Origin of the sequence: Kitasatospora sp. MAP12-44 (assembly GCF_029892095.1) — a bacterium.
GTDB lineage: Bacteria > Actinomycetota > Actinomycetes > Streptomycetales > Streptomycetaceae > Kitasatospora.
On sequence record NZ_JARZAE010000004.1, the window covers coordinates 6444365 to 6469315 of the forward strand.

The 24951-nt window shown below is 73.1% G+C and carries 21 protein-coding genes; 19 read left to right on the plus strand and 2 right to left on the minus strand.

Annotation, left to right across the window (positions count from 1 at the left end; genetic code table 11):
- The first annotated feature begins 177 nt into the window (after positions 1-177).
- The 3 genes from P3T34_RS29460 (at position 178) to P3T34_RS29470 (ending at position 3767) form a co-directional block, all read left to right on the plus strand.
- A complete protein-coding gene (locus P3T34_RS29460; protein ID WP_280669057.1) occupies positions 178-420 on the plus strand; it encodes a hypothetical protein in 243 nt (80 codons plus the stop codon).
- A gap of 7 nt (positions 421-427) precedes the next feature.
- A complete protein-coding gene (locus P3T34_RS29465) occupies positions 428-889 on the plus strand; it encodes a hypothetical protein (RefSeq protein ID WP_280669058.1) in 462 nt (153 codons plus the stop codon).
- Between the two features lie 157 nt (positions 890-1046).
- Positions 1047-3767, plus strand: coding sequence for a helix-turn-helix domain-containing protein (locus P3T34_RS29470; protein WP_280669059.1), 2721 nt, complete (start codon positions 1047-1049; stop codon positions 3765-3767).
- Between the two features lie 23 nt (positions 3768-3790).
- Here the strand turns inward: P3T34_RS29470 and P3T34_RS29475 are convergent, their stop codons facing one another.
- The gene (locus P3T34_RS29475) at positions 3791-5071 is read right to left on the minus strand and encodes a zinc ribbon domain-containing protein (RefSeq protein WP_280669060.1); all 1281 of its coding nucleotides are present in this window, start codon (positions 5069-5071) and stop codon (positions 3791-3793) included.
- A 528-nt stretch (positions 5072-5599) separates the two neighbouring features.
- Between P3T34_RS29475 and P3T34_RS29480 the strand changes: the two genes are divergently transcribed.
- The 16 genes from P3T34_RS29480 (at position 5600) to P3T34_RS29555 (ending at position 23007) form a co-directional block, all read left to right on the plus strand.
- Positions 5600-6229 (plus strand): response regulator transcription factor, encoded by a 630-nt coding sequence (locus P3T34_RS29480; protein WP_280669061.1) that lies wholly within the window; start codon positions 5600-5602, stop codon positions 6227-6229.
- A 159-nt stretch (positions 6230-6388) separates the two neighbouring features.
- Positions 6389-7153, plus strand: coding sequence for a DUF4255 domain-containing protein (locus P3T34_RS29485; RefSeq protein ID WP_280669062.1), 765 nt, complete (start codon positions 6389-6391; stop codon positions 7151-7153).
- A gap of 8 nt (positions 7154-7161) precedes the next feature.
- A complete protein-coding gene (locus tag P3T34_RS29490; protein ID WP_280672486.1) occupies positions 7162-9261 on the plus strand; it encodes an ATP-binding protein in 2100 nt (699 codons plus the stop codon).
- A gap of 214 nt (positions 9262-9475) precedes the next feature.
- Positions 9476-10666 (plus strand): DUF4157 domain-containing protein, encoded by a 1191-nt coding sequence (locus P3T34_RS29495; RefSeq protein WP_280672488.1) that lies wholly within the window; start codon positions 9476-9478, stop codon positions 10664-10666.
- Positions 10667-10845: 179 nt separating this feature from the next.
- On the plus strand, positions 10846-12405 hold the full coding sequence (locus tag P3T34_RS29500; RefSeq protein WP_280669063.1) for a phage tail sheath subtilisin-like domain-containing protein: 1560 nt from the start codon (positions 10846-10848) through the stop codon (positions 12403-12405).
- A gap of 49 nt (positions 12406-12454) precedes the next feature.
- Positions 12455-12898, plus strand: a complete 444-nt coding sequence (locus P3T34_RS29505; protein ID WP_280669064.1) for a phage tail protein — start codon at positions 12455-12457, stop codon at positions 12896-12898.
- The gene (locus P3T34_RS29510) at positions 12895-13359 is read left to right on the plus strand and encodes a hypothetical protein (RefSeq protein ID WP_280669065.1); all 465 of its coding nucleotides are present in this window, start codon (positions 12895-12897) and stop codon (positions 13357-13359) included. Before P3T34_RS29505 ends, P3T34_RS29510 begins: the two co-directional genes overlap by 4 nt.
- Positions 13356-13511: a DUF6760 family protein gene (locus P3T34_RS29515; protein WP_280669066.1), complete on the plus strand. Its 156-nt coding sequence runs from the start codon at positions 13356-13358 to the stop codon at positions 13509-13511. Before P3T34_RS29510 ends, P3T34_RS29515 begins: the two co-directional genes overlap by 4 nt.
- A gap of 2365 nt (positions 13512-15876) precedes the next feature.
- Positions 15877-16599: a hypothetical protein gene (locus P3T34_RS29520; protein ID WP_280669067.1), complete on the plus strand. Its 723-nt coding sequence runs from the start codon at positions 15877-15879 to the stop codon at positions 16597-16599.
- A 101-nt stretch (positions 16600-16700) separates the two neighbouring features.
- Positions 16701-17123, plus strand: coding sequence for a phage tail protein (locus P3T34_RS29525; protein ID WP_280669068.1), 423 nt, complete (start codon positions 16701-16703; stop codon positions 17121-17123).
- A gap of 72 nt (positions 17124-17195) precedes the next feature.
- Complete coding sequence (locus P3T34_RS29530; protein ID WP_280669069.1) at positions 17196-17912, plus strand: LysM peptidoglycan-binding domain-containing protein; 717 nt, start codon at positions 17196-17198, stop codon at positions 17910-17912.
- On the plus strand, positions 17909-19666 hold the full coding sequence (locus P3T34_RS29535) for a VgrG-related protein (RefSeq protein WP_280669070.1): 1758 nt from the start codon (positions 17909-17911) through the stop codon (positions 19664-19666). Before P3T34_RS29530 ends, P3T34_RS29535 begins: the two co-directional genes overlap by 4 nt.
- Positions 19667-19704: 38 nt before the next feature.
- Positions 19705-20061, plus strand: coding sequence for a PAAR domain-containing protein (locus tag P3T34_RS29540; protein ID WP_280669071.1), 357 nt, complete (start codon positions 19705-19707; stop codon positions 20059-20061).
- 2 nt (positions 20062-20063) lie between these two features.
- Positions 20064-20486, plus strand: coding sequence for a GPW/gp25 family protein (locus tag P3T34_RS29545; RefSeq protein ID WP_280669072.1), 423 nt, complete (start codon positions 20064-20066; stop codon positions 20484-20486).
- Positions 20486-22435 (plus strand): putative baseplate assembly protein, encoded by a 1950-nt coding sequence (locus P3T34_RS29550; RefSeq protein ID WP_280669073.1) that lies wholly within the window; start codon positions 20486-20488, stop codon positions 22433-22435. The genes P3T34_RS29545 and P3T34_RS29550 overlap by 1 nt, the downstream gene beginning before the upstream one ends.
- The gene (locus tag P3T34_RS29555) at positions 22432-23007 is read left to right on the plus strand and encodes a phage tail protein (protein WP_280669074.1); all 576 of its coding nucleotides are present in this window, start codon (positions 22432-22434) and stop codon (positions 23005-23007) included. The genes P3T34_RS29550 and P3T34_RS29555 overlap by 4 nt, the downstream gene beginning before the upstream one ends.
- 91 nt (positions 23008-23098) lie before the next feature.
- Here the strand turns inward: P3T34_RS29555 and P3T34_RS29560 are convergent, their stop codons facing one another.
- Positions 23099-24733 (minus strand): peptidoglycan-binding protein, encoded by a 1635-nt coding sequence (locus tag P3T34_RS29560; RefSeq protein WP_280669075.1) that lies wholly within the window; start codon positions 24731-24733, stop codon positions 23099-23101.
- Between the last annotated feature and the right edge of the window lie 218 nt (positions 24734-24951).

Below are 24951 nucleotides of genomic sequence, written 5' to 3' on the forward strand. Positions count from 1 at the left end.
CGAAACCCCAGCCCCAGCTGAGTCCGAATTGCCCTGATTCATCCACCCCTCCTCAGTCAGACAACAGCTTCATGCTCCCTTATGCCTCTGGCGGTGAGGCATTGCCCCCAGGAAGACTGGTGTCATCGAACCGGGTTCGGACCGAACCGGTCGTCTACCAAGTACCAGGGGTAATTCATGAAGGCACGCCAGCACGTCCGCGCAATTGCCGTGGCGCTTGCGCTCGTTACCGGCACCGTCGCGCTGGCAGGCCTGGAGGTCGCCGACCGTGCGGGCGGCTCCGCGACCACCGTGCAGGCCAACACGAGCTGGGGCTGGCCGGTCTGCGTCGGCAAGAAGCTCCCGCTCGACGCCTGCAGCCACAGCCACCCCGCCCCGACCCCCCACACGGTCGTCAAGCCGGCCGGCGCCCAGGTCTGAGCAGCCGATGGACAGCGGCCTCCCCCCGCCACCCCGCGAGCGGAGCCCCGAACCCGGTGCGGAGATCCGGACGGATGCGGCGGCCGAGGGCACTTCGGTGCCCGAGGTCGACGATGACACCATCTCCTTCTACCGCTGGGCCAGGGGGCAGGACGGCGGCTTCGACGCCACCGACCTGCGGCGGGCCAGCGCGGAAACCGGGCTGAGCACCGCCTCCTGCCGTGCGTCGGTCGACGTCCTGCGGCAATGGGATCTGCTGCGCCCGGCGGGCGGGGAGGCCCTGGTGGCCGCGGGACCGCAGGCGGCGTCAATGGCGCTGGCCCGGGCCCAGGCCGAACTCGACCGGAGCGAGGCCGAGTTGATGGCCCGCAGAGAGCGGATCGAGCAGACCCGGACGGCCGTGCGATCGGTCGTCCGGGCACCGGCCCGGCACAGCCCCGCCGAGGGCCGCGATCCTTCCGAGGCCTGAGCCCTGAGCCCTGAGGCCTGAAACCGACCGGCAAACCGGTGGGTGGCGGAAGGAGCGGCCCGGGCCGCCCAGTGCGTGCCCCCCACTGATCCCGACGCAGCGTCATGGTCAGCCCTTCCAGCATTGATCGGTCGTCCCCGTGTCCCAGCACGCCGTCTTGTCGCGCCCGTTTGCGGCCTCCGCCCCGACCTCGTACCCGGCCTCGCCGTGCGTGCCCGAGGTGCCCGGGGTGGCCCTGACGGTTCGCGACCAGGGGGTACTGCCTAGAATGTGGGTGGCAAGCGGCGCGCACGGCGGGCAGGTCGCGGTGGGGGACGGCAGCGCGGAGCGCTGTGGTCACGGGGGCGCGGAGGCAGGTGTGCTGGCAGGGGAACGGATTCGCGCGCTGCGCCTGGAGCGGGGCTGGTCACTGACCCGGTTCGCGGAACTCGTCCACTACAGCAAGAGCTACCTGAGCCGGATCGAGAACGGCAGCCGCGCGGTCTCACCGGAGTTCGCCCAGCTCTGCGATCAGGTGATGGGGACGGACGGCGAGTTGGCCCGGCTGGTCGCCGCCGGGCTGCCGCAGCGGACCGGACCCGAGGCGCAGACCCGACCGGCGCCGCTCGCCCTACCGCAGGTGCCGCAGGTGCCGGAGTCGCCGGTCCAGCCGGTCCAGCCGGTCCAGCCGGTCCAGCCGGAGTTGCCGGAGTCGCCGGTCCGGTCCGCGGCGTTTCGGATACGTCCCGTCCCGGCGCAGCTGCCGGCCATCGGGGAGATGTGGGGACGGGACCAGGAGCTGGCCCGGGTCGAGGCACTTGTCGCCCGGCAGCCCGGCCCGGCCGTGGTCGCGGTCGACGGGATGGGCGGAGCGGGCAAGACCACCTTCGCCGTCTCGCTGGCGCGGCGGCTCAGCCCGTCCTACCCCGGCGGGCTGCTCTTCGCCGACCTGGGCACCCACAGCCCGGTGGTGCCGGGCGACGTGGCCGCGGGGCTGCTGCGCACGCTGGGTGCGGCTCCCGAGGACATCTCCGCCGAGCCGGCCGAGCGCGCGGCGCTGCTGCGCAGCGTCCTGGCGGACCGCCAGGTGGTCGTGGTGCTCGACGACGCGGACTCCGCCGCCCAGGTCGCGCCGCTGCTGCCGGGGACGGGTCGCAGCCTGGTCCTGGTCACCAGCCGCCGGCGGCTGACCGGGCTGAGTCTGCGCCACGGCGCGCTGCGCGTGACGCTCGAACCGCTGAGCGCCGACGCGGCCGTGCTGGTGCTGCGTCAAGCGCTGGACCGGCGCGCGCAGCCCGTCGCGCAGAGCGAGTCCGACGAGGTCGACGCGGTGCTCGCGGAGGTCGCGCGGCGCTGCGCCTACCTCCCGCTGGCGCTGCGGATCGCCGCCGAGCGGATGGCGGAGCAGGGTCCGGCCTTCGCCGCCTCGCTGATCCACGAGCCGGGGCCCGCCGGGTCCCGGCTGGACGCGCTGGCGATGCCGGGCGAAGCCGAGACCGCGGTGCGGGCCGTGTTCGCCTGGTCGTACCGGGCGCTGAGCGCCGAGCTGGCCCGGGCGTTCCGGCTGCTGGCACTTCACCCGGGCACCGTGGCGGGGATCGGCGCGGTGGCGGCGCTGTGGGGCGAGCCCCCGGCCGTCGCCTCCCGGCTGCTCGGTGAACTGCATGCCGCCAGCCTGGTGGCCGAGGTCGCGCCGGGCCGCTACCGGATGCACGACCTGCTGAGGGAGTACGCCGGGGAGCACGCCCAGGCCGAGGACCCCGCGACGCTGGCGGGCTGCGCCGAGCGGGTCTTCGCCTGGTACCTGCACACTGCCGAGGCCGCGGCGGACCAGCTGCTGGGCCCCGAACGCCACCGGCCGCCGGTCGGACCGCTGCCCGACGGGTGCCGACCACCGCACTTCGGCTCCACCGCCTCGGCACTGGAGTGGTGCGAGAGCGAGCGAGCCAACCTGCTGGCCTGCGCGCGGGCCGCCCGGGTGGCCGGCAGCCCGGTGGCCTGGCAGCTGCCGCACACGCTCTGGGGCTTCCTGTTCCTCCGTCACCATCACCACGACCAGCTGGAGGCCGGGCATGTCGCCGGCGAAGCCGCCGACGGGAACGGTCCGCTGGCCGAGGCCTGCGCCGAACTGGTGCTGGCCAGTGCCCAGGCCGGCCTGCGCCGGCACGCGGTGGCGGACCGGCACTACCAGCGGGCGATCGACCGCTTCGGCGCCTGCGGGGACGGTGTGGGCGAAGGCGGCGTGCGGCTCGGCTACGCCGTCTCGTGCATGCGCCAGGGCCGGGTGGCCGAAGCGGCGCAGCAGGTGGACCGGGCAGTGGCGCTGTACGCGGCTGCCGGGAGCACCTGGGGTACGGCGGTGGCACTGAGCACGCTCGGCGAGGCGCAACTGGCGCGAGGCCGTCCGGACGAGGCGCTCGGGCCGCTGACCCGGGCGCGCGAACTCCACCGCGTGGGAGGCTCGTTGTGGCTGGAGGCGGCCGCCTGGACGCTGAGCGGCACCGCCCACCGGGAGTTGGGCGAGCACACCCGCGCCGAGGAGTGCTACCGGCAGGCGCTCGAGCTGCACGGCCGTACCGGCATGCGTGCGGGCGTCGCGCACGCGCTGCACCAACTCGGGCTGTGCCTGAGCGTGCAGGGCGCGGCGCGGCAGGCGCGGCGTGTCTGGCTGCGGGCGTGGGCGCTGTACGACGCGCTGGGGGATCCCCGTGCGGCGGACGTCCGGACCTGCCTGGCCGGGCTCGCGCCCTGCCGCAACGCCGACGATCCGCAGCCGACCGGCTCCGCCGACTCGGCGCGGGCCGGCCGGGGCTCGGGCGAACTCGTCGCCGTCGGCGCGGCCGGCGCGGCCGGTCGGCTCTGGGAGCGAGCCGAGCGCGACTGCGGCGCGCCGCCCTGACTCCGTGCTCATCAGGTCCGTGCTCAGTTCGTCGTGCCGAAGAACTCGACCTCGCTGATCGCCACCTGCTTGTCCGGGGCTGCCCCGTAGGCGCTGAGGATCACCAGTCGGGCGCTGACCACCTGGTGGAGCTGGAGCTTGAAGGTCTGCGGCCCGTCCGGGGAGAGTTCGAGGTGCGTCGTGGTCTTCTGGCCGCCGTTGTCGGTGGTCACCAGGTCGATCTGGTGCGGTCGGGCCTGGGCGCTCAGCTCCTCCGGCGTGGTCCCCGTGCCCGGTGTGATGATCACGTCCAGCAGGCGGACCGGCGCGTTGAACCCGGCCTGCAGCCAGGTGTCGACCGGCTGCCCGGCGAAGCCGCTGCCCCACCACGAGTTGGACTGCCGGTCGATGGTCAGCTCGGGACCGTGCCCGGCGTACGAGTGCGAGGCCGTCATCGAATCCACCTGGATCGGGACCGGGTGTGCGAAGTGATCGCTGACCGCCTGCACGGCCGGACCCGTCCAGACCATGGCCGCCACCAGCAGGGTGATCGCCAGCACACCGGTGAGGATCAGGCGCACCAGCTGCCACGGCCCGCGCCGCAGGCGCGGTCGCTGTCCGGCCCAGGGCGCCTCGTGGCCACGGAAGTCGATGACCCGGCGCCACCACGGGCGGTGCTCCGGCTCGGGCGCGGCCGACGAGAAGCGGGTCGCGCAGCGCCGGCAGAAGTGCCGCTCGGGCGGGTTCACGGTGGCGCACCACGGGCAGGCGATCCCGTCCAGGACCGGCGCCTCGACCACGCCCCTGACCCGCGGACCGTTCTCCTGAGGCCGCCCCGGCAGCACCGGTGCGACCCCGGGGCCGCCGGCGGTGGCTTCGGCGACGGGCACCAGCATGGCCTGTGCCCGTTCGGTCGCGAGCATGTCGGCCAGGCTCACCGGCGGCATCTCGGTGGTGTCGGCCTCCGGCGTCCGCCCGGGGGCGGCGCCCGATCCGCTCTCGACGACCGGGATGACCGGTTCGGCGCCGGCGGGCACCGGAGGCGGGGTGGCGGCCTTGGCTGTGACGCTCTCCACGGCGGCGGCCTTCGTGGCGGCGGCCTTGGCGCTCTCGGCCTTAGCGCTCTCGGTCTTCGCGGCGCCGGTCTTCGCGGCGCCGGTCGCCGGGGCGGCTGCCGCCGCGTCAGCCGACCCGGTGGTCTGGTCGTCGGACCAGCTCAGGAAGGCTCCGCAGGCGTCGCAGAACGAGCGCTCCGGCTGAAGGGCCGCACCGCATTCGGTGCAGTCGCCATGGTCGGCTCGGGATCGAGTCTCGCTGACGCTCACCGGCAGGGTCCTCTCCGGCGCGGGGCTCACGGACCGCGCTGGGCATCGGGCGTACGGAGGTGGCGTACGGAGGTTTGGGGGCGCACCTCGGCCATGCCGGTCCTGGGGGCCGGCACGGCCGAGGCGCTACGGGGGTGCGGCATACCGCTCCACGGTCGGAGGTGGCGCCGCACGGGACGACCCTGCCCGCGCGCACCCGCCGCCACCAGGACCGGAGGTCCCGCAGTGCAGGCACCGGTGGTCGCCCGTTCGCCCGCCCACTGCTGCCTGAACGGGCAACCGGAGCTCACTCGGACCTCGCCGCGTCCGAGGGGCGCCGGTGCGCCGGCGGTCGGGGTGTTGCCTGCCGCCGAGCCGGGGTTGACCAGCCGATGGGCAACAGGCAACACCTTGTTCGCGGAGTGCGGGTGCCAGAGGCTGTCAGTGGAGATCAGCAGACCGATCGCGCACCTGACCAGGACCGAAAGGGAGACGCAGGACGACTGTCTCCCCAGCCCTGGCAGCCCTACCAACACCGGAGACACACGCATGTCCGTGCAGCGAATCGCCGTCCGCATCCAGGCCGAGGACCCCATCTCGCAGTCGGGGGTGGTGGCCCAGCTGCGGACCCGGCCCGAACTGCGGCTGGTGGAGGCCGCCGACACCGCCGAAGCCGACGCCGTGCTGGTGATCGCGAACAGCCTCGACCCGCAGGTCGTCGCGCAGCTGCGCGGCCTGCAGCGCACGCTCTCTTCGGCGCTGGTCCTGGTGGTGTCGGCGCTGGACGACGCGGCGATGGCCACGGCCGTGGAGTGCGGGGTGGTCGGTCTGGTCCGCCGCTCCGAGGCGACCGCCGACCAGCTCGTCCGTACGCTGGGCGCGGCCGTCCGCGGCGAGGGCGCGATCCCGCCCGACCTGCTGGGCCGGCTGCTCCAGCAGATGGGCCGGCTCCAGCGGCAGATCCTGGACCCGCGCGGGCTCTCGTTCTCCGGCCTGCACCAGCGCGAGATCGACGTCCTGAAGCTGGTCTCCGAGGGCCATGACACCCGCGAGATCGCGGAGCAGCTCGCCTACTCCGAGCGCACGGTGAAGAACGTGCTGCACGACGTCACCAGCCGTCTCCAGCTGCGCAACCGCACCCACGCCGTCGCGTACGCGATGCGGCAGGGCCTGATCTGACGGCTGGTGACCTCGCTGACCTCGGTGACCTCGTGCCCGAACGGGCACCGCACGGTGCCCGCGCAACCGCACCGGCGCCCGGTCCGGTGCCGGCCGGTTCAGTGCATTCTCGACGGGGTGCCCGGGCCGGCCGGAGCACACGAGGGGTGAACGGAACCGATGATCCACGAGGTCGACGAGGCCCTGCACGCACTGCTCCGCGACGAGGTCCTCGGCAGCGGGGACATCGAGGTGGTGTTCGACGCCCCGACCAGGGACTGGGCGGCGCGCCGCAACGGGCCGACCGTCAACGTCTTCCTCTACGACCTGCGCGAGGACCTCGGGTTGCGCCGCCAGGGCAGCATGCGGGAGCTCGGCCGGCGGGGCGAGATCGTGGCCGAGCACGAGCCACCGCGCTGGTACGCGCTCTCCTACCTGGTGACCGCGTGGACCACACGGCCGCAGGACGAGCACCGGCTGCTCTCCGTGCTGCTGGCCGGCCTGCTGCGGCAGAGTACCCTGGCGCCGGAGCAACTCACGGGCGCGGTAGCCGAGTTCGGCATCTCGCTGCCCTACACCGTGGCCGTCCCGCCGGCCGAGAAGCGCGCGCTGGCCGAGATCTGGTCGGCGCTGGGCGGTGAACTCAAGCCCTCGCTGGACCTGGTGGTCACCGCGCCGCTCGCCACCGCCCGCCGCCTGCCGGCGCCGCAGGTCACCGACGCGCTGCTGCTGAGCGTCACCGATGGCGCGGCGGGCGGGCAACTGGAGGTCAGGCGGCCGCGGTTCGAGGACGAGCCGGAGCGGTCGGTGCTGACCGGCGCGGCGCCGGTAGGCGTCCGCCGGGCCCGCGGTGAGGCCGCCCGTGCGGCGCGGCCGGGGCGGATCGGTGGGGCGGATCGGGTCGGTGGGGCCGACCTGATCGACGGATCGGAGAAGGGCGCGTGATGACGACGATGACCGCGGCTGTGCTCGACGACACGTCGGTGGCGCCGGGAACCCGGTACCTGCTGGAGCGGTTGGCGCTGGTCGAGCTCCGGGTCCGCGCGGTCGTCGAGGCCCGGCGCGCCACCGATCCCAAACCGGACGACGCCTTCCGCGGTCTCTACCTCTCCGCGGAGTCGGCGGACCACCTGCTGGACCGGCCGGAGCTCCCGCACCTGCCGTCGCTCTTCGACCCGCACGAGCGGGCGGCGGTGGAACAGTGGGCCGACCAGGCCGAGGCGGCCGGCACCGCGCTCCCGCTGCGCTCGCTCGCCACCGACTTCGACCTCGGTCCGCTGGACATCGAGCTGCTGCTGATCGCCCTGCTCCCGGACGCGGACGCCCGCTTCGAGCAGCTCTACGGCTACCTCAACGACGACGTGTCGCGCCGTCGCGCCAGCTGTGGCCTGGCACTTCAACTCCTCGGCGCGGGACCGCTGGAGGACCCCGCCCGGGCTCGACTGTCGCCCGCCGCCCCGCTGGTGGCGGGCGGCCTGCTGCTGGTCGAGGAACCCGACCGCCCGTTCCTCGGCCGCTCGTTGCGCGTCCCGGACCGGGTGCTCGCGCACCTGCTCGGCGAGCCGGGCCCCGACCCCGAACTGCGCGGCCTGCTCACCAGCGCCACCGATCTCCCGTCCTCCCCGACCGCCGCGGCGCTCGCCGAGGCCCTGGCACGCGGGGTCCGGCTGGTCTACCTGCGCGAGCAGCCCGGCGGTTCGGCCACCGCGGTGGCCGCCACTGGCCTGCGGCTGGCCGACCGCGCCGCCGTCTGCCTGGACCTGGCCGCGCTGGCCGCCGAACCGCACCCCGAGCTGCTGCTGCCGGCCGCCGCCCGCGAGGCCCGGCTGCGCGGCGGCGGCCTGGTGGCCGGCCCGGTCGACGCCCTGGAGCCGGCCGGTCGTCCCGAACGGGCCCGGCTGCTGCGGCAGTTGGCCCAGCTCCCGGTGCCGGTGCTGCTGACCGGTCACACCGCCTGGGACCCGCTCTGGGCCGAGGACAGCCCGCTGCTGCTGACGGCCCCTCAGCTCGCTGTCGAGGAGCGGGTGGTGCTCTGGCGGGATGCGCTGGCCGGCGCCGCCCTGGACCCCGCGACCGACCCCGCCCGGCTGCTCGCCCCCTACCTGCTGAGCCCCGACCAGCTGCGCCGAGCGGCGCAGTCGGCCGGCCGGCAGGCGCTGCTCGACGGCGGTGTCCCGGTCGACGCCGGCCACCTGCGCACCGGCGTGCGCGCCCAGAACGCCGCCGGCCTCGAACGCCTCGCCCGCCGGATCGAACCCGCCGTCGGTTGGGACGACCTGGTGCTACCACCCGCCACCGCCGAGCAGTTGGGCGATCTCGCACTGCGCGCCCGCCATCGCGACACGGTCCTCGGCAGCTGGCGGATGCGCCCGGGAGGCGGCCGCGGCCGCGGCGTGATGGCGCTCTTCGCGGGCGACTCGGGGACCGGCAAGACGATGTCCGCCGAGGTGGTCGCGGGTGACCTCGGCCTCGACCTCTACGTGGTCGACCTCTCCACCGTGGTCGACAAGTACGTCGGCGAGACCGAGAAGAACCTGGAACGCATCTTCACCGAGGCCGCCGGCATCAACGGCATCCTGCTCTTCGACGAGGCCGACGCCATCTTCGGCAAGCGCTCCGAGGTCAAGGACGCCCACGACCGCTACGCCAACATGGAGAGCGCCTACCTGCTCCAGCGCATGGAGTCCTTCGACGGCATCGCGATCCTCACCACCAACCTGCGCGCCAACCTGGACGAGGCCTTCACCCGCCGCCTCGACGTCATCGTCGACTTCCCCGTCCCCGACCCCGCCGGCCGCCGCGCCCTCTGGGACCGCTGCCTCGGCCCCGCCGTCCCCCGCGCCGACGACCTCGACCTCGACTTCTGCGCCCGCTTCGAGTTGGCGGGCGGCTCGATCCGAGCGTGCGTGGTCACCGCCGCGTACCTGGCGGCGGCAGGCGAACGGCCGGTGTCGATGGCCGACCTGGTGGCGGCGGTGCAGCGGGAGTACCGGAAGCTGGGGCGGCTGGTCCTGGCAAGCGAGTTCGGGGAGTGGGGGACCGGGCGGGCGTGAGGGCGCGGACGCCGGAGTCCGATCTCCCGACGGACAACGTCGGCTGCCCGCCGGTCCGCCCGAACGGGCAGGCGTCTGCGCGTCGGGGCTGCTAGTCCTGTTGGCAAGTGAGGGCAGGCGCCCTCGCTCAGGAACGATCTTGGGAGAAGACGGCGTGCGTGAACACGAGGATCAGCCGGACCAGGCACTGGCCCAGCGGCTCGGCGAGAGCCAGGTGAGGCACGACAGCGCCCCGGCTGCCTTCGCGAGCCTCTCGGCTCCCGGCGGCCCGCAGCCAGCCGCGCTGGCCGCCCTGCAACGGGCGATCGGCAACAGGGCCATGGCAGCACTCGTCGGGCAGGAACGGCACCAGCACGACGTGGCCTGCGGCCATGCGACCGCGGTGCAGCGCTCCAGCGTCCATGACGTGCTGAGCAGCGCGGGTGCGCCACTGAACCAGCGGGTCCGCACCGAGATGGAGGCCCGGCTCGGCGCCGACTTCTCGGACGTCCGGCTGCACACTGGCGCGACGGCTCAGCGCTCGGCCACCGAAGTCGGTGCTCGTGCCTACACCTCGGGGCGCAACATCGTCATTGGTGCGGGCGGTGCGGACCGGCACACGCTGGCACATGAGCTGACCCACGTCATCCAGCAGCGCTCGGGTCCCGTCGCCGGTACCGATACCGGCAGCGGTCTTCGGGTGAGCGACCCGTCCGACAGGTTCGAACGGGAGGCCGAAGCAACCGCCAGCAGGGTGATGTCGGCAGCCGTTCCGGTCGGTCCGGTCGAGGCCGTCCGCAGTCCCGGCGCCCACGCATCGGCGCAGCCGGCTGTACAGCGCGTGGAACAGGGGGGGCCGGCCACGGTGGTCGACATCAATACGGCGGTCAACAACGCGAAGACACAGTTCCTGGGGCCGGGCCAAGGGCCGCGGAAGATGTACAAGAAGGAGGAGCCGGCCTTTGCCGCAGCGGTGGCGGCGAACTACCAGGAGGCGTTCGGTACCGCCGCCGCCTTCGAAACCCTCGTGCGAGCCGCGTGCACCCCGCCGCCTCCCGACCCGCTGGCAGCATACAAGAGGAATCTCAACGAAAACGATCAGCAGCGGTTCATGGAGGAGATCACCAGCATTCAGGCGCAGTTAGCGCTGTGGAAGAACGTCAGGCAGCTCCCGGACGGACGGTGGCCCCAAGGCTGCAGGGCAAACGGAACCTGGGGGACCAGCGCGAGTGGTGCGGCTGGGGACTATCGTGAGTCCACGGTCAACCAGCGGGTCGGGGATGCACTCCGCAATTGGTGGACTGAGAAGAAGGGCGGCTTCGTCCCGTCCAGTGACACGACCGGCGTGTCCTTCCACAAGGCACTCGGCGCAACCGGGAGCGACCGGAGCCCGATGTTCAACTACCACCTGAAAATCAGGTCATGAGCCGTGCGATGCCGGTGCGGAGCCCCAACTGACCGGGGTCGGAGAAAGCGGTCGGCGGCACCCTGCCCCATGGGGCAGGGTGCCGTGCCCTCACCTGGTACCGGGCGGTCGTTTCTGGCGCGGCGAATCTCCGCGAGGCTCTGAGCGGATCGGAGTTCACCCGAGAAGGAGCGCCAAGGATGCCGTCGTACTTGTCCCCAGGGGTCTATGTGGAGGAGGTCTCCAGTGGACCTCGCCCGATTGAAGGCGTCGGCACGTCCGTTGCCGCCTTCGTCGGTTTCGCGGAGAAGGGCCCGTTCCACACGCCCACGCTGGTGACCACGTGGAGCCAGTACGTCCAGGCTTTCGGTGGCTTCACCGAGGGGGCCTACCTGGCGCACTCGGTGTACGGCTACTTCGCCAACGGCGGCGGCATCGCCTACGTGGTGCGGGTCGGCTCGGAGGTCGGGGAGGCCGCGAAGGCCAAGACCACGCAGAGCCGGCCGAAGGCCCTGTCGGCCGGTGAGGCCGTGGCGCTGGGAGCGTTCAAGGTCGCCGCGCTGGCCGGCGTCGAGGGTGAGCTCACCGTCGAGGTCGCCGACGCCGAGGGTGAGAACCCGAGCGAGGACCGCTTCAAGCTGGTCGTCAAGCAGGGCGGCAAGCCGGTCGAGAACTTCGACGTCTCGGCGAAGAAGAGCGCCCGCAACTACGTGGTGACGCAGGTGAAGGAGCGCTCGACGCTCATCCAGGTCGAGGAGGCGGCGGCCGCCACCGGTGCGCTGGCCAAGCCGCAGAAGCAGACCGTCACGCTCGCCGTCCCGGCCGCTTCGGCCGAGGTGGTGCCGGTCGGCATCTCCGCGGCGGAGTACGTTGGCGACGCCGACGCCCGGACCGGGTTCGCGGGTCTGGAGGCGATCGACGAGATCACCATGCTCGCCGTGCCCGACCTGATGGCCGCCCACCAGCAGGGCCTCATCGACGTCGAGGGCGTCAAGGCCGTGCAGAGCGCGATGATCACCCACTGCGAGCTGATGGGCGACCGGCTGGCCGTCCTGGACCCGCTGCCGGACATGACGCCGCGCCAGGTGCGCGAGTGGCGGCAGGAGGGCGCCGGCTACGACTCCAAGTACGCCGCGCTGTACTACCCGTGGATCAAGGTCTTCGACCCGTCCAGCGGTCAGAACCGGTTCGTCCCGCCGAGCGGCCACATGCTGGGCGTCTGGGCGCGCAACGACACCGAGCGCGGCGTGCACAAGGCGCCCGCCAACGAGGTGGTGCGCGGGGCGATCGACCTGCAGACCAACGTCACCAAGGGCGAGCAGGACCTGCTGAACCCGATCGGCGTCAACTGCATCCGGGCCTTCCCCGGCCGCGGCATCCGGATCTGGGGCGCGCGCACGCTCTCCTCCGACCCGGCCTGGCGCTACATCAACGTCCGGCGGCTCTTCAACTACATCGAGGAATCGATCCTGCTGGGCACCCAGTGGACCGTCTTCGAGCCCAACGACCAGCTGCTGTGGATCAGCATCCGGCGCGACCTGACTGCCTTCCTCACCGAGGAGTGGCGCCGCGGTGCGCTCTTCGGCGCCACGGCGGCCGAGGCGTTCTACGTGAAGTGCGATGCCGAGACCAACCCGCCTGCCTCGGTCGACCTCGGCCAGGTCGTCTGCGAGATCGGCATCTGCCCGGTGAAGCCCGCCGAGTTCGTGGTCTTCCGGCTCGCGCAGTTCTCGGACAGCACCAGCCTGGTCGCCGAGTAGCCGTAGTTCCCCAGAAATCCCAGCAGACTCAGAAAGGCGGTAGTCCGAGATGACGGACCCCGGCTACGCAGTTGCCACCCATATCTTCACGGTCAAGCTCGGTGCCTACGAGGTGGAGACCGTCCAGGAGGTGAGCGGGCTCTCCTTCGAGCTCGAATCGATCGACCACTCCGAGGTGACCAGCGCCGGCAAGCTGCTGGTCCGCAAGCTCGCGGGTGCGCGCAAGGGCGGCGAGGTCACGATCTCCCGCGGCGTCGACACCAGCCCGACGTTCACCAACTGGCTCAAGACGTCACTGATCAGCGGCAACGTGGCCTCAGCCCGGCAGACGATCTCGATCATCATTAAGGACTCGGCGGACACGACGGTCCGAACGATCAACCTGCAGAAGGCATGGGCGAAGAAGTGGGAAGGGCCGACCCTCACGGCCGGCGGATCCACGGCCGCCATCGAGAAGGTCACCCTGGTCTTCGAGGATGTTGACTTCGCATGAGGCGACGTACGGTCGCGGGCGGGGCAGCCGGGTTCGACCCCGGCGAGGAGTTCGAGGAGGCGGCCCCGCCCGCGGTGGCGGCGGTCGAACCGCTGCGCACCGAGTTCGAGTTCGAGCTGCCGCGTGGCTACGTGGACGCGTCGGGAGCCGTGCACCGGCGCGGCTCGATGCGGCTGGCGACCGCGCGCGACGAGCTGATGCCGCTGATCGACATGCGGGTGAAGAGCAACCCGGCGTACCTGACCGTGGTGCTGCTCGGCACGGTGATCACCCGGCTCGGCACGCTGACCTCCCCCGGGGCGGGCGTGGTGGAGGAACTGTTCGCCTCCGACCTAGCCTTCCTGCAGGACTTCTACCGGCGGATCAACGCGGAGGGGCACACCCGGGCCGCCGTGACCTGCCCGTCCTGCGACTCCCCCTTCGAAGTAGACCTCGCAGGGGGGCGCCTGGGGGAATCGTGACGTACGCGGCCGACCGTCTGTACGAGGAGGCCGCGTACATCGCGTACCACTTCCACTGGCAGCAGGACCAGATCCTCGATCTCACGCACGCGGACCGCATCCGCTGGGTGCGGGAGATTGCCCGGATCAACACCCGGATCAACGAAGGATGATGAGGTAGCCGACGTGGCACTGCGAGACCGACTGGGACGGCGACGCCCCGGGCGCGCGCCCGCAGACGCCGCAGCCGCCGACGCCGCCGCCGGTGCGCCGGGTGCGGCTGCTTCGGCGGGTGGGACTGCTTCGGCGGGTGGGGCCGAGGTGCCGCGCGGCGGTGAGGCCTGGCGGTCGGCTCCGGCGATCCAGCGGGCCTCGGTCGGCGCGGGCCCGGCGTCGGGCGATCTGAGCGACCCGAACGGGTTCGTCGGGAGCCTGGCGACCCGGCAGAACCCGTCCTTCTACGGGACGCTCGGGCACCAGGTCAGCGCGTCGGCGCCCGCCGGGGTGCTGCACGGCGTGCTCCGTCCGATCGCCGGCCTGCCGGTGCAGCGGGCGGGCGGCGAGTCGTTCAGCTACGTGCGGCCGTTGGACGAGACGGCTGCGGGCGGGGCTGCACCTGGTGTGGGTGAGCTGGGTGCGGGTGTGGGTGAGTCGGGCAACGGTGCGACCAGCACACGGGGTGGGCAGGCCGCTCAGCCCGCGCGGGTCGGCGCGTTGCCTCGGCTGGCCGTGCAGCGGGCGGCGGTGGCCCGTCCGGGAGCGAGGGCGGGAGCGGGGGCAGGGGCTGTAGCCGGGGCTAGAGCTCAGCGGTCGGCTCGTCCAGGTCCTTCGGGTCCGTCGACTTCTTCGCTGACTGTGGCTCAGCCGGTGCCGGGTGAAGCGCGCCGTCTGGCGGCTCTGCCGTTGACGATTGCCCGTGCGCCGCGCGAGCGGACGCCGGGCGGTGCGGGTGAGCCCGTCCAGCGGCTGCCGGAGACAGCGGCGCTGCTTGGCGCACCGGCGAGTGCCGCACCTACGGCAGCTGCTGACGCTGGAGTGCCGGCGGGGGCGGCATCGGTGAGCGGACCTCCGAAGGCTGGTCGAACGAGCCCGCCGCGCAATGGACTTGGTGCTCCGATCGCTGCGGTGCCGCGTGACGCGGTGGCACCGCTTGCGATGCCGTCGGTGGTGCAGCGGGCCGTTCGCGCTGAGTCGCACGTCGGGGACTTGCCGCAGTCGGCGCCCAGTGCGGCGAAGCCGGCGGCGTCGCCGGCCCCTCTTGCTGCCCCCGTCCCGGCTCCGGCAGCGGGCAGGGTTGTGCAGCGTCGCGCCGGTCTGGGGGAGCCGCTGTCGGCGGTACCGTCGTCGGCCGGCCCGGCGGGTCAGGGTCCGGGTCCGGTCGTCGAGCGCGGGCCCGGCGCCGGCGCAGGCGCCGGCGTCAGTGTCGGGCAACCCGTTCAGCGGAGTGCGCAGTCGACGTCCGTCCCGGTGGTGCCGCTGGTCGGCGTTGACCGCGAGGCTGCGGGCGTGGGTGTGGGTGCGGTTGCGCAGGGTGGGGCGCCAGCAGCGGAGCCGGTTGTGCAGCGGAGTGCGGTGCCGGGTTCGGTGCCGCTGGTCGGCGTTGACCGCCCGGTTGTGGGCGCCGGCGCCGGCGCTGGTGCTGGTGCGCAGGGTGGCATACCGATCGCGGAGCCCGTTGTGCAGCGAAGCGTGGAACCCGCCTCGGCGCCGGTGGTGCCTGCCGTGCGACGCGGAGTGGACCGGGTGTCGGAGCCCGTACTGCCGCCGGTGGAGTCCAGCGTGCAGCGGTCGACGGTGCCTGTGGTGGTGCCTGCGGTGACCGCGGTTCCGGCTGTGCCCGTGGTGCCGCTGGTCGGACTGGACCGCTTGGCGCGAGACGGCGCCGGGCAGGGGTCGGCGGATGCCGTCGAGCGGCGGTCTGCGGAGGCTGCGGCGCCGAGCGTCCAACTGATGTCGTCGCGCCCGATCGTGCCGCTGTTGGCGCCGGAACCGGTCCCGGTGACGGGCGATGGTGCGGCTCCGGCCGGTGGTACGCCCGTTGCTGTGCCGCTTCGCTGGCTGCGGCCCGAGGCCGGCAGCCCGACGGCAGGCACGGGCGGAGCCGGCCCCTCGAGCCCGTCCGTCCCGTCGAGCCCGTCCGGCACCCCGAGCCCGTCCGGCACCCCGAGCCCGTCCCGCACCCCGAGCACCCCGAGCGCGGCGAACCGGCCTGCGCACGCCGCCGGCGGTTCGACGGCCGGCTCGCCGAGTAGCCCGCGCAGGAGCGGCGGCACGCCCGCCGCACTCCAGCGGCTGACCGGCCGGGGTCGGCGCACGGCAAGCGATTCCGGCTCTCAACAGGGCGGTACGGCGACGCCGCCTGCCACCGGTGCCCGACCGACGGTCCAGCGTCGGAGCGGTCTGGGACGGCGCGCGTCGCGTGCCGTCCCAGGCGACCAGCAGCGGGGGAACGCCGCGCCGGAGCCTTCCGGCGCCGGCACGGAACCGGCAGTCCAGCGTCGCGTCCACCCGGAGCGACAGAGGTCGGGTGAACGGAGCGTGGGTACCGGTGGTTTCCCCAGCACCGCCATGCCCACCACCGCCATGCCCGGCGTCCGCACTGTGCCCGCCGCACCCGCCATACCCACCGCGCCTACCGCACCCGCCGCACCCACCGTGCAGCGTCGTGCGATCCCCCTCGCGGCTCCGGCTCCGGCTCCGGCCCTGGCCCCCACCCCCGGCGTGCTCCCCGCAGCCGCGCCGCACCGGAACACCGTCAACTGGGCGCCCCCCGTCCCGCAGTCGGCAGGCAGGTCGGCCCGCGCGCTGACCGCTTCGGCCCCCTCGGGTCCCGTCGTCCCCGGTGTCCCCGTTGTCCCGATGGTGCAGCGGCTGCGCGAACGCCCGGCCGGCAGCTCGCCCGCGACGCCCCCCGCGACTCCGGTGGTACTCCGCAAGGCGCTGCCGCGCCCGGAGCAGGCCGGCCCGACCGGCTCGGAGAGCACCGGCCCGTCCGGCACGAGCGGCTCGCAGCTCCCCACCGACCGTACGGCGACGGCCGCTCCCCGCACCAGCTCCAGGAGCGCCACCGGCACGCCGCCCGACGGCGGATCGGAAACCCCGGCCCCCACCCCCGACGGCGACGGTGTGCTCGCGGCGTTGGACCGCAACCACCTCGACGAGTTGGCCCGGCGCCTGGCCGCCCCGATCGGCCGCCTGCTCCGCGCCGAGCTCAGGCTCGGCCGCGAGCGCGCCGGGCGGCTGACGGACAGCGGTCGGTGAGCTGACGTGCTGAACCGACCCGCAAGGGACCGACCCGCACGGGACCGACCCGCAAGGGACCGATCCGTGACGAACCGATCAGAGCAAGGAGCAGTCAGCCGGTGAGCGGCCAAGACCCAGGAACGACCGTCCACTTCCGCCTGCAGGTCACCGGGATCGACCTCGGTGTCTTCAACACCTGCAGCGGCCTCGGCGCCCAGGTGGAGGTGGAGCAGCGTCCGGAGGGCGGCAACAACGGCTTCGTCTGGCAGCTGCCGACCCGGGTGACGTATCCCAATGTGACCATGAGCCGAGGGGTGACCCCGGACAGCGCCAAGATCGCCACGTATCTCACCGCCCTCCAGCAGCGGGTGACCCGTGGCACTGCGCAGATCACGGCGCTGGACTCGAAGTTCGAGTCGGTGATCGCCACCTGGTCACTGCGCGACGCGATCATGGTCCGTTGGAGTGGCCCGTCCTTCGACCCGAACCGGTCCGAAGTGGCCAGCGAGAGCATCGAACTCGCCTACCACGGCTTCCTCTAGAAGCCCACCACTAGCAGCCCACCACCCGCACCACCCGCCACCGCACGACCTATGGAAGGGAGCGCGCACCCCATGCCCAGCCCCAGTACGCCGGCCAAGGCCACGCTGACAGCCTACGAACCGCCCAAGATGCCCGGCGAGATGCCCGGCGGTGCCATCGGGAGCCCGGTCACCTTCCAGTTCAACCCGCACACCCTCACGATGAGCAAGGGTGCGTCCTGGCTGCAGCAGCCGACCGTGAAGGCCCTGGAGGTCGGCGTGGCGGCGTACCGCGGTGCCCAGCCGCGCCGGCTCTCGGTGGAGCTCTTCCTGGACGCCACCGCCACCCACGACAACAGCGTGGCCAAGGCGGTGGACACCGTGCTCGGCTGGTGCGCCCCGACGGCCGCCTCGGTCGCCGCCGAAGCGCCGTGCGCGCCGCGGGTGATGTTCGCCTGGGGATCCTTCCAATCCGCCTTCTTCTCCGGCTACTTGGAGAGTGTCAGCGCCACGTACACGCTCTTCGACACGGACGGCCACCCGCTGCGCGCGACCTGCGCCGTCCAGCTCACCGAGGCGGGCGACCCGACGCCGGGGCAGAACCCCACCTCGGGCGCGCTGGAGGCGCGCCGGGTGCACCGGGTGGTGGGTGGCGACAGCCTGGAGCTGATCGCCTTCAAGGAGTACGGCTCCGCCACCGCGTGGCGGCGGATCGCCGAGACCAACGGCATCGACGATCCGATGCGGCTGCGCCCGGGGGCCGAACTGCTGGTGCCGGCCGGCAATGAGCGGCGGGAGGGTACGGCATGACGGTCGGTTCCGACACGCAGGGCTTCACGATCGGTACGCCTGGTCCGCTGCCGCCGGTGTGGGCCTCCGCGCCGATGGACGTCCAGGTGGAGGAGAGCGGCGCGCTCGCGGCGGTGGCCGTGGTGCGCTTCCACGACCCGGACCGGGCACTGCTGAAGCAGACCGGGATCACCATCGGCGCCCCCTTCACGATCGAGGTCCAGATCGGGGCCGGGTCACCGGCCAAGCCGCTCTTCACCGGTGAAGTGGTCTCGCTGGAGGCCGAGTTCGACGGTTCGGGCAGTTTCACCACGGTCCGCGCACTGGACGTCTCGCACCGGCTGCAGCGTGGCCGGCGGATCGTCGGCTACCCGAGCAGCACCGCCTCGGAGATCGTCGAGCAGGTGGTCAAGGCGGCCGGCCTCACCAAGGTGCAGATCGACCCGACCACGACGGTCTACGGCTACGTGACCCAACCGAACGTCTCCGACTGGGACTTCCTGCGCACGCTGGCGCTGGAGAACGAGCGCGAGATGGTGGTGGAGGACGGCACCTTCTACTTCCGCAAGCCGGTGCCGGCCGCCGCCGCACCCGCTCTGTCGGCCGAACCGGAGAAAAGCCCGTACGTCCTGGAGCTCGGCAAGAACGTGCTCGCGGTGCGGGCGATGGCGACCTCGGTGAACCAGGTCACCACGGTGGAGGTGCGCGGCTGGGACGTGGCGGCGAAGAAGGCCGTCAGCGCCAATCCGACGGTCCAGCCCAGCCCGGAGCAGCAACTCACCCTCACCCCGGCGAAGGTCACCGCCCCGTTCGCGCCGGCCAACCTGCTGGTGGCGGACGTCCCGTACCGGACGGACGCCGAGGTGACCGCGGTGGCGACCGCGCTGGCAGCCGAGAACGCCGCCGGGATGGCCGAGTTGGAGCTCACCGTACGCGGAACCCCGGAGCTGCGGGTGGGCGTCCCGGTGACGCTGAGCAGCGCGGGGGACCCCTTCGACGGCAAGTACACCATCACCGCCGCCTCGCACACCGACCTGCGCGGGATCGGCTACGAGACCCGGATCACGGTCAGCGGCCAGCAGGACCGCACGCTGCCCGGACTGGCCGCCGCCGCCTCGGCGGCGGCCCGCTCGGCGCGGATCCCGTCGGTGGCGGTCGGCGTGGTGGTGGACATCATGCGGCCCGGCCAGAAGACCGTCGTCAACGGCTACGACACCCAGCCCGAGCAGGGCTGGGTGAAGCTCAAGTTCCCCTGGCTGTCGGACAGTCCGTCGCTCGGCGACCCCGCGTACGTGACGGACTGGGTGCGGACCGTGCAGCTGGGCGGGGTGGCCGGTGGCAGCCTGTTCTGCCCGGACATCGACGACGAGGTGCTGGTCGCCTTCGAACAGGGCCTGCTGGACCGCCCGGTGGTGCTCGGCGGCCTCTACAACGGCAAGGACACTCCGTCGCCGGTGGCGGGTCAGCTGCTCAGCGGCAACAAGGTGCGCCGCCGCGTGCTCTCCTCCCGCGATGGCGACCGGCTCGAGCTGCTCGGCCCGTCCGGGAAGGGCGAGGGCGTGCAGATCTCTACCGGCAAGGACGAGTTGACGGTCCACCTGGACCGCACGAACACCAAGATCATGGTGAACTCCCGCGGCGAGGTCGCCATCACGGCCGCCCGGGACATCACCATCAGCGCCACGGGCGGCGCGCTCAAACTCTCCGGCGCCTCCGTCTCGATTCGCGGCGACTCCGAGGTCAGCGTCAATGCGCCCCTCATCAAGCTCAACTGACGATACGTCAGTGCAATCAACTCAGAGGAGTGAATCCGATGCCGCCGGCCGCGAGGGTGGGGGATCCCATCAGCCAGCTGTACGTACCCGTGGTGGGCGGGCTGCCCACGGGGACGGTGGGTCCGCCCGGTGGGCAGGCGCTGCCGGCCTCCATCGGCCCGCTGCTCGGCGTGCCCTCGGTCCGGATCGGCGGCGAACCGGCCGCGGTGACCGGCACGGTGGTGGTCTGCGACCTGCACGCCGAACTGCTGCTCGGCAATCTGGTGCTGCCCTCGCTGCCGACCGGCGGCGAGGTGCTGATCGGCGGGTTCCCGGCGGCGCGCAAGGGCGACAAGGTCACCTGCCAGGCCTCGATCAGCGGCGGCGCGCTCAACGTCCTCATCGGGGGTGCGTAGCGATGCCCGAGCAGTTCGTCGGCTCCGGCTGGGCCTTCCCGCTGCGCACCGACCTCACCGGCGGTATCGCCCTGGTCGACCAGGACCGCGAGATCGCCGAGTCCATCCGGTTGATCCTCGGCACCGCGCCGGGCGAGCGGCCGATGCGCCCCGAATTCGGCTGCGGCGTCCATGCGTACGTCTTCGCGCCGACCGATGCCGACACCGCCGGCGGGATCTCCGCCGAGGTGCGGCGCTCGCTGGACCGCTGGGAGCCGCGGATCGAGGTCGACACCGTCGAGGTCTCCTTCGACCGGGCCGACAGCGGCACCCTCTACATCGACATCCGCTACACCGTGCGCGGCACCAACAACCCGCGCAGCCTGGTCTTTCCGTTCTATGTGATCCCCGAGCACCCCGAGCACGAGCAGGAGAACTCCCTCTGATGGCCCTGCCCGCGCCCAACCTGGACGACCGCCGCTTTCAGCAACTCGTGGACGAGGCGAAGAGGTTCGTCCAGCAGCGCTGCCCGGAGTGGTCGGACCACAACGTCTCCGACCCGGGCGTGACGCTGATCGAGGCGTTCGCGCACATGACCGACCAGCTGCTCTACCGGCTCAACCGGGTGCCGGAGAAGAACTACCTGGCCTTCCTGGACCTGATCGGCGTCAAGCTCTTTCCGGCCAGCGCCGCCAGGACCGGGGTGACGTTCTGGCTCTCCTCGCCCCAGGCGACCGAGCTGCGGCTGCGCGAGGGCACCGAGGTCGCCACCGCCGGTGCCGGCCAGAAGGACCGGGTGGTCTTCGCCACCACCAGCGAACTGGCGATCGTGCCCTGCGAGTTCACCGCGCTGCTGACCCAGTCGGCGGGCGGCCGACCGGCCGACCGGACCGAGGAGCTGCTGGACGGCCAGGCCGTCCCCTGCTTCGCCGAGGCCCCGCAGGTCGGCGACCTGATGATGGTGGCGCTGTCCGCGCCCGTCCCGTCCTGCGCGGTGCTGCTGAGCCTGGAGAGCGAGGTCGAGGGCGTCGGCGTCGACCCCCGGCAGCCCCCGCTGGTCTGGGAGGCGTTCGACGGCGACCACTGGCTGCCCTGCGAGGTGGACACCGACGGCACCGGCGGGCTCAACCGCCCCGGTGACGTCGTGCTGCACGTCCCGGCCGGGCACGCGGTCGCCACCGTCGCCGGCCGGCGGGCCGGCTGGCTGCGCTGCCGCACGGTCGCCAGCCGGCCCGGGCAGCCCTTCTACTCCGCCTCGCCGACCGTGCGCTCCGTGGTGGCGGGCACCGTCGGCGGGACCGTCCAGGCCCTGCACGGCGAGACCGTCAACGACGAGTGGATCGGCGACTCCACCGGCACCCCCGGGCAGCGCTTCCTGGTCTCCCGGCCCCCGGTGCTCGCGGACGGCGACCCGCTGGTGGTCGAGGTGGCCGAGGGCGACGGCTGGCAGGAGTGGCAGGAGGTCGACGCGTTCGGCGACTCCGGCCCCGAGGACCGGCACATCACGCTGGACCGCACCTCCGGCGAGGTCTCGTTCGGGCCGTCCGTCCGGGAGGCCGACGGGTCGCTGAGCTCGTACGGCGCGGTGCCCGGCAAGGGCGCCCGGATCCGGGTCCGCCGCTACCGGACCGGCGGTGGGCGGCGCGGCAACGTGGCGCGCGGCGCGCTGACCGTGCTGCGCAGCTCCGTCCCGTACGTCTCCCGGGTGGAGAACAGGGAGGGCGCCGCGGGCGGCGTGGACGGCGAGAGCGTGGAGTCCGCGATGCTCCGCGGACCGGTCGAACTGCGCACCCAGGACCGGGCGGTGACCGCCGCCGACTACGAGCTGCTGGCCCGCCGGGCCGCCCCGTCGGCGGCTCGGATCCGTGCGCTGGCGGCCGGCTCCGGCGCTGCGGAGGGCGGCGTGCGGGTGCTGGTCGTGCCGGGGGTGACCGCGGACGCGGGCGACCGGCTGCGCTTCGAGCAGATGGTCCCCTCGGACGAACTACTCGCCGGCATCTCGACCTACCTGGACGACCGGCGGCCGATCGGCGCCCGGCTGGTGGTGGAACCGCCGTTCTATCAGGGCGTCACCGTGGTGGCCCGGGTGATGGCGCGGCGGGGGGTGCCGGTGGGACGCGTCCGTGAGCAGGCGCTGGACGCGCTCTACCGCTACCTCAACCCGCTGGTCGGCGGCCCGGACGGGCAGGGCTGGCCGTTCGGCCGCCCGGTGCAGTCCGGCGAGGCGTACGCGGTGCTGCAGCGACTGCCCGGCGTCGAACTCGTCGACCACGTCCAGCTCTTTCCGGCCAATCCGCTGACCGGCGAGCGCGGTGACCCGAGCGACCGGGTCGACCTGGACCACAACGCGCTGGTCTTCTCGCACCAGCACCAGGTCAGGGTGGAGGAGCTGTGACAGCCGAGGTGGACCCGGGCGGTCGCCGGGCGGTGGCCGGCCTGGCCTCCCCGCACCCGCTGGGCGAGCGGCTGCCGGGCGTCTACGCCGAGGACGACTTCACCCAGCGGTTCCTCGGTGCGTTCGACGACGTCCTCGCCCCGGTCTTCGCCGTACTGGACTGCCTGGACTCGTACTGGGCGCCGGAAGTCGCCCCGGCCGACTTCCTGGACTGGCTGGCCGGATGGGTGGCCGCCGAGACCAGCGCCCGCGCCGACGGCGAGCCGGCGCCGCTCGCCGAGCGCCGCGCACTGGTGGCCGAGGCGATCCCGTCCCACCGGCTGCGCGGCACCGCCCGCGGACTGGTCGAGCGGCTGCGGCAGCTGGACGTCGAGGCCGAAGTGATCGACAGCGGCGGATCGTCCTGGTCCGCCACCCCGAACGGCCCGCTGCCGGGCACGCCCCGACCGGCCGTCCTGGTCCGGGTCCGGACCGCCGACCGGTCGGCGGCCTCGCTGCGCCGGATCGAGGCGCTCGTCGAGCGTGAGCGCCCGGCCCACGTCGACTTCCGGGTCGAGCTGCGGCCCGAATAGCGGGGTAACGCCAGCCGAAAACACCGCAGGCCCGAGGCATTTCGCTTCGGGCCTGCGGTGTTTCCGGCTGCTTGGTTTCGGCTGCTCGGTGTCAGCCCGTGAACATTCCCGGCCAGGCCGATGCCTGGATGACGCCCGGCTGCGTGCTGAAGTCCTTCACCCAGCCGGTCACCAGTGCGTCCACCATCACCGTGGTCCCGGCGGTGCCGGCGGGCGGGTGCACGTCCTGCTGGTACTGGTGGATCGCCGCGGTGGGGTACCCGGCGGTCGGGTTGGCCGTCTGCCTCACGAGTCCGCTGATGGCCTGCTGGAAGAAGGTGGACTCGGCGTTCAGGTCGGCCTGGCTCAGGCTGTCCTGGTCGGCCCACCGCAGGGCCGCCGTGGTGCAGGCGTTCTCCCAGTTGGTCTTGTCGCCCACCACGTTGAGCGGAGTTTGGATCACCGGGAACATGATCATCGCGGTCAGGGTCGCCCGTCCGAGAGCGCCGGGCGCGTCGCTGTGGCCGATGTTCCCGGGGTGGTTGGGGTGGTCGCGGTCGGTGGACCCCTGGAAGCAGGCGATCTTGGCGGCCGTGGCCGCGTCGAGCACCCCTGGTGTGACCGGTCCCGTCAGCCTGCATTGGTTGTTGCTGGGCAGGTTCGCCAGCCGCTGCTGGGCGAACTGCACGATCAGGTTGGGCGGGGTGTTGCTGGTCTGGGTGATCGGCAGGGCGAGCTGCGTCGGGGCCGGGGCGCCTCCGCCGCCACCGCCGCCCCCACCTCCGCCGCCGCCTCCGCCACCGGCCGGGGGCTGGTTCGGAGCGGGGGCGTTGTTCCCGCCCGGGACGGGAACGGGCGCGGGGGCGAGCGGCGGGCCGCCGGCGTCGGTGCTCGGCTGCCCGACCGGTGCCTGCGGCTGGCCGCTGGGCGCGCCCAGGGCCTGCGGCCCAGCGGACGGCGGGATCGCCGACGGGGCGACGGTCGCGGCGACCTCCGAGGCCCTGGTGCTCACGCTGGGCGCGGCCGTCAGCCAGAGGGCCACCGCCGCCGCCACCAGCGCGGCGAGTACGCCCAGGCACCGCATGATCCACCGGGGCAGCAGGCCGCGCTGAATCCAGTTGCCCTCGACCGTGATCGGCTCGACCCCGGAGCGCTGAACCCCGATGCCGAACGGCAGCGTCTCCTTGCCGCCGATCCAGCGCCGCTCCTTCGAGCGCAGGCTGACCCTGGCGAACGCCGCCCGCCCGGGGGCGATCTGCACCGAGGACGGCTCCAGCTCGTAGTCCAGCTGGTTGCCCTGGTCGCGGCCCACCAGTGAGGCGGTCAGCGGGGTGTTGCCGAGGTTGTCAAGGGCAAGGCGCGGGCGCCCGCGCAGCCGGCCTCGGCAGGTCGGCGGTAGGAGCTCGGCGTAGAGCTCGGTGAACGGCGTGATCGACAGCACGCCCTCGACCACCACGGTCGCCTCGGGCTGCTCGGCGGGCAGCACCTGTACGCCGTACGGGTTGGGGCCGGCAGTCGCGTCGGGGGAGCGTGGCGGGGCGAAGGTCAGCTCGACCGTGCCGCTGGTGCCCGGGTACAGCTTGAGCGTGGCGGGCTCGACCCGGGCCCACGGGGCCGGGTCACCCACCAGCTGGATGCGGTACTCCTCGACAACGTCGCCGGTGTTGCGCAGCCGCAGGGCCACGGTGGTGCTCGCGCCGGCGTCGACTGTTGCCGACGCGGGTTCCAGGGAGGTCCAGATACTCACCGTCGCACGGTAGTGGCGCCTTGGCGTGGCCACGACGGCCCAAGGGGCGCTACCGCGGGCAGCCCTGACTGCCCGTCCGGGCAGGCTCTGCCTCGGATTTGCATCCCGCCTCCCGTGGGCCTAGTGTTCTCAAGTCGCTCGGCAGGGAGCACCGGACACGCATCGGCGCGGACGGTCCCGGGGCGGCCACTCTCCTGAAATACCCTTTCTCAGCAATA

What these genes read in the sequence shown, in the direction of transcription:
- P3T34_RS29460 (WP_280669057.1), top strand. Translation starts at nt 178, where the DNA reads ATGAAGGCACGCCAGCACGTCCGCGCAATTGCCGTGGCGCTTGCGCTC.
- P3T34_RS29465 (WP_280669058.1), top strand. Translation starts at nt 428, where the DNA reads ATGGACAGCGGCCTCCCCCCGCCACCCCGCGAGCGGAGCCCCGAACCC.
- P3T34_RS29480 (WP_280669061.1), top strand. Translation starts at nt 5,600, where the DNA reads ATGTCCGTGCAGCGAATCGCCGTCCGCATCCAGGCCGAGGACCCCATC.
- P3T34_RS29485 (WP_280669062.1), top strand. Translation starts at nt 6,389, where the DNA reads ATGATCCACGAGGTCGACGAGGCCCTGCACGCACTGCTCCGCGACGAG.
- P3T34_RS29490 (WP_280672486.1), top strand. Translation starts at nt 7,162, where the DNA reads ATGACCGCGGCTGTGCTCGACGACACGTCGGTGGCGCCGGGAACCCGG.
- P3T34_RS29500 (WP_280669063.1), top strand. Translation starts at nt 10,846, where the DNA reads ATGCCGTCGTACTTGTCCCCAGGGGTCTATGTGGAGGAGGTCTCCAGT.
- P3T34_RS29505 (WP_280669064.1), top strand. Translation starts at nt 12,455, where the DNA reads ATGACGGACCCCGGCTACGCAGTTGCCACCCATATCTTCACGGTCAAG.
- P3T34_RS29510 (WP_280669065.1), top strand. Translation starts at nt 12,895, where the DNA reads ATGAGGCGACGTACGGTCGCGGGCGGGGCAGCCGGGTTCGACCCCGGC.
- P3T34_RS29530 (WP_280669069.1), top strand. Translation starts at nt 17,196, where the DNA reads ATGCCCAGCCCCAGTACGCCGGCCAAGGCCACGCTGACAGCCTACGAA.
- P3T34_RS29535 (WP_280669070.1), top strand. Translation starts at nt 17,909, where the DNA reads ATGACGGTCGGTTCCGACACGCAGGGCTTCACGATCGGTACGCCTGGT.
- P3T34_RS29540 (WP_280669071.1), top strand. Translation starts at nt 19,705, where the DNA reads ATGCCGCCGGCCGCGAGGGTGGGGGATCCCATCAGCCAGCTGTACGTA.
- P3T34_RS29545 (WP_280669072.1), top strand. Translation starts at nt 20,064, where the DNA reads ATGCCCGAGCAGTTCGTCGGCTCCGGCTGGGCCTTCCCGCTGCGCACC.
- P3T34_RS29550 (WP_280669073.1), top strand. Translation starts at nt 20,486, where the DNA reads ATGGCCCTGCCCGCGCCCAACCTGGACGACCGCCGCTTTCAGCAACTC.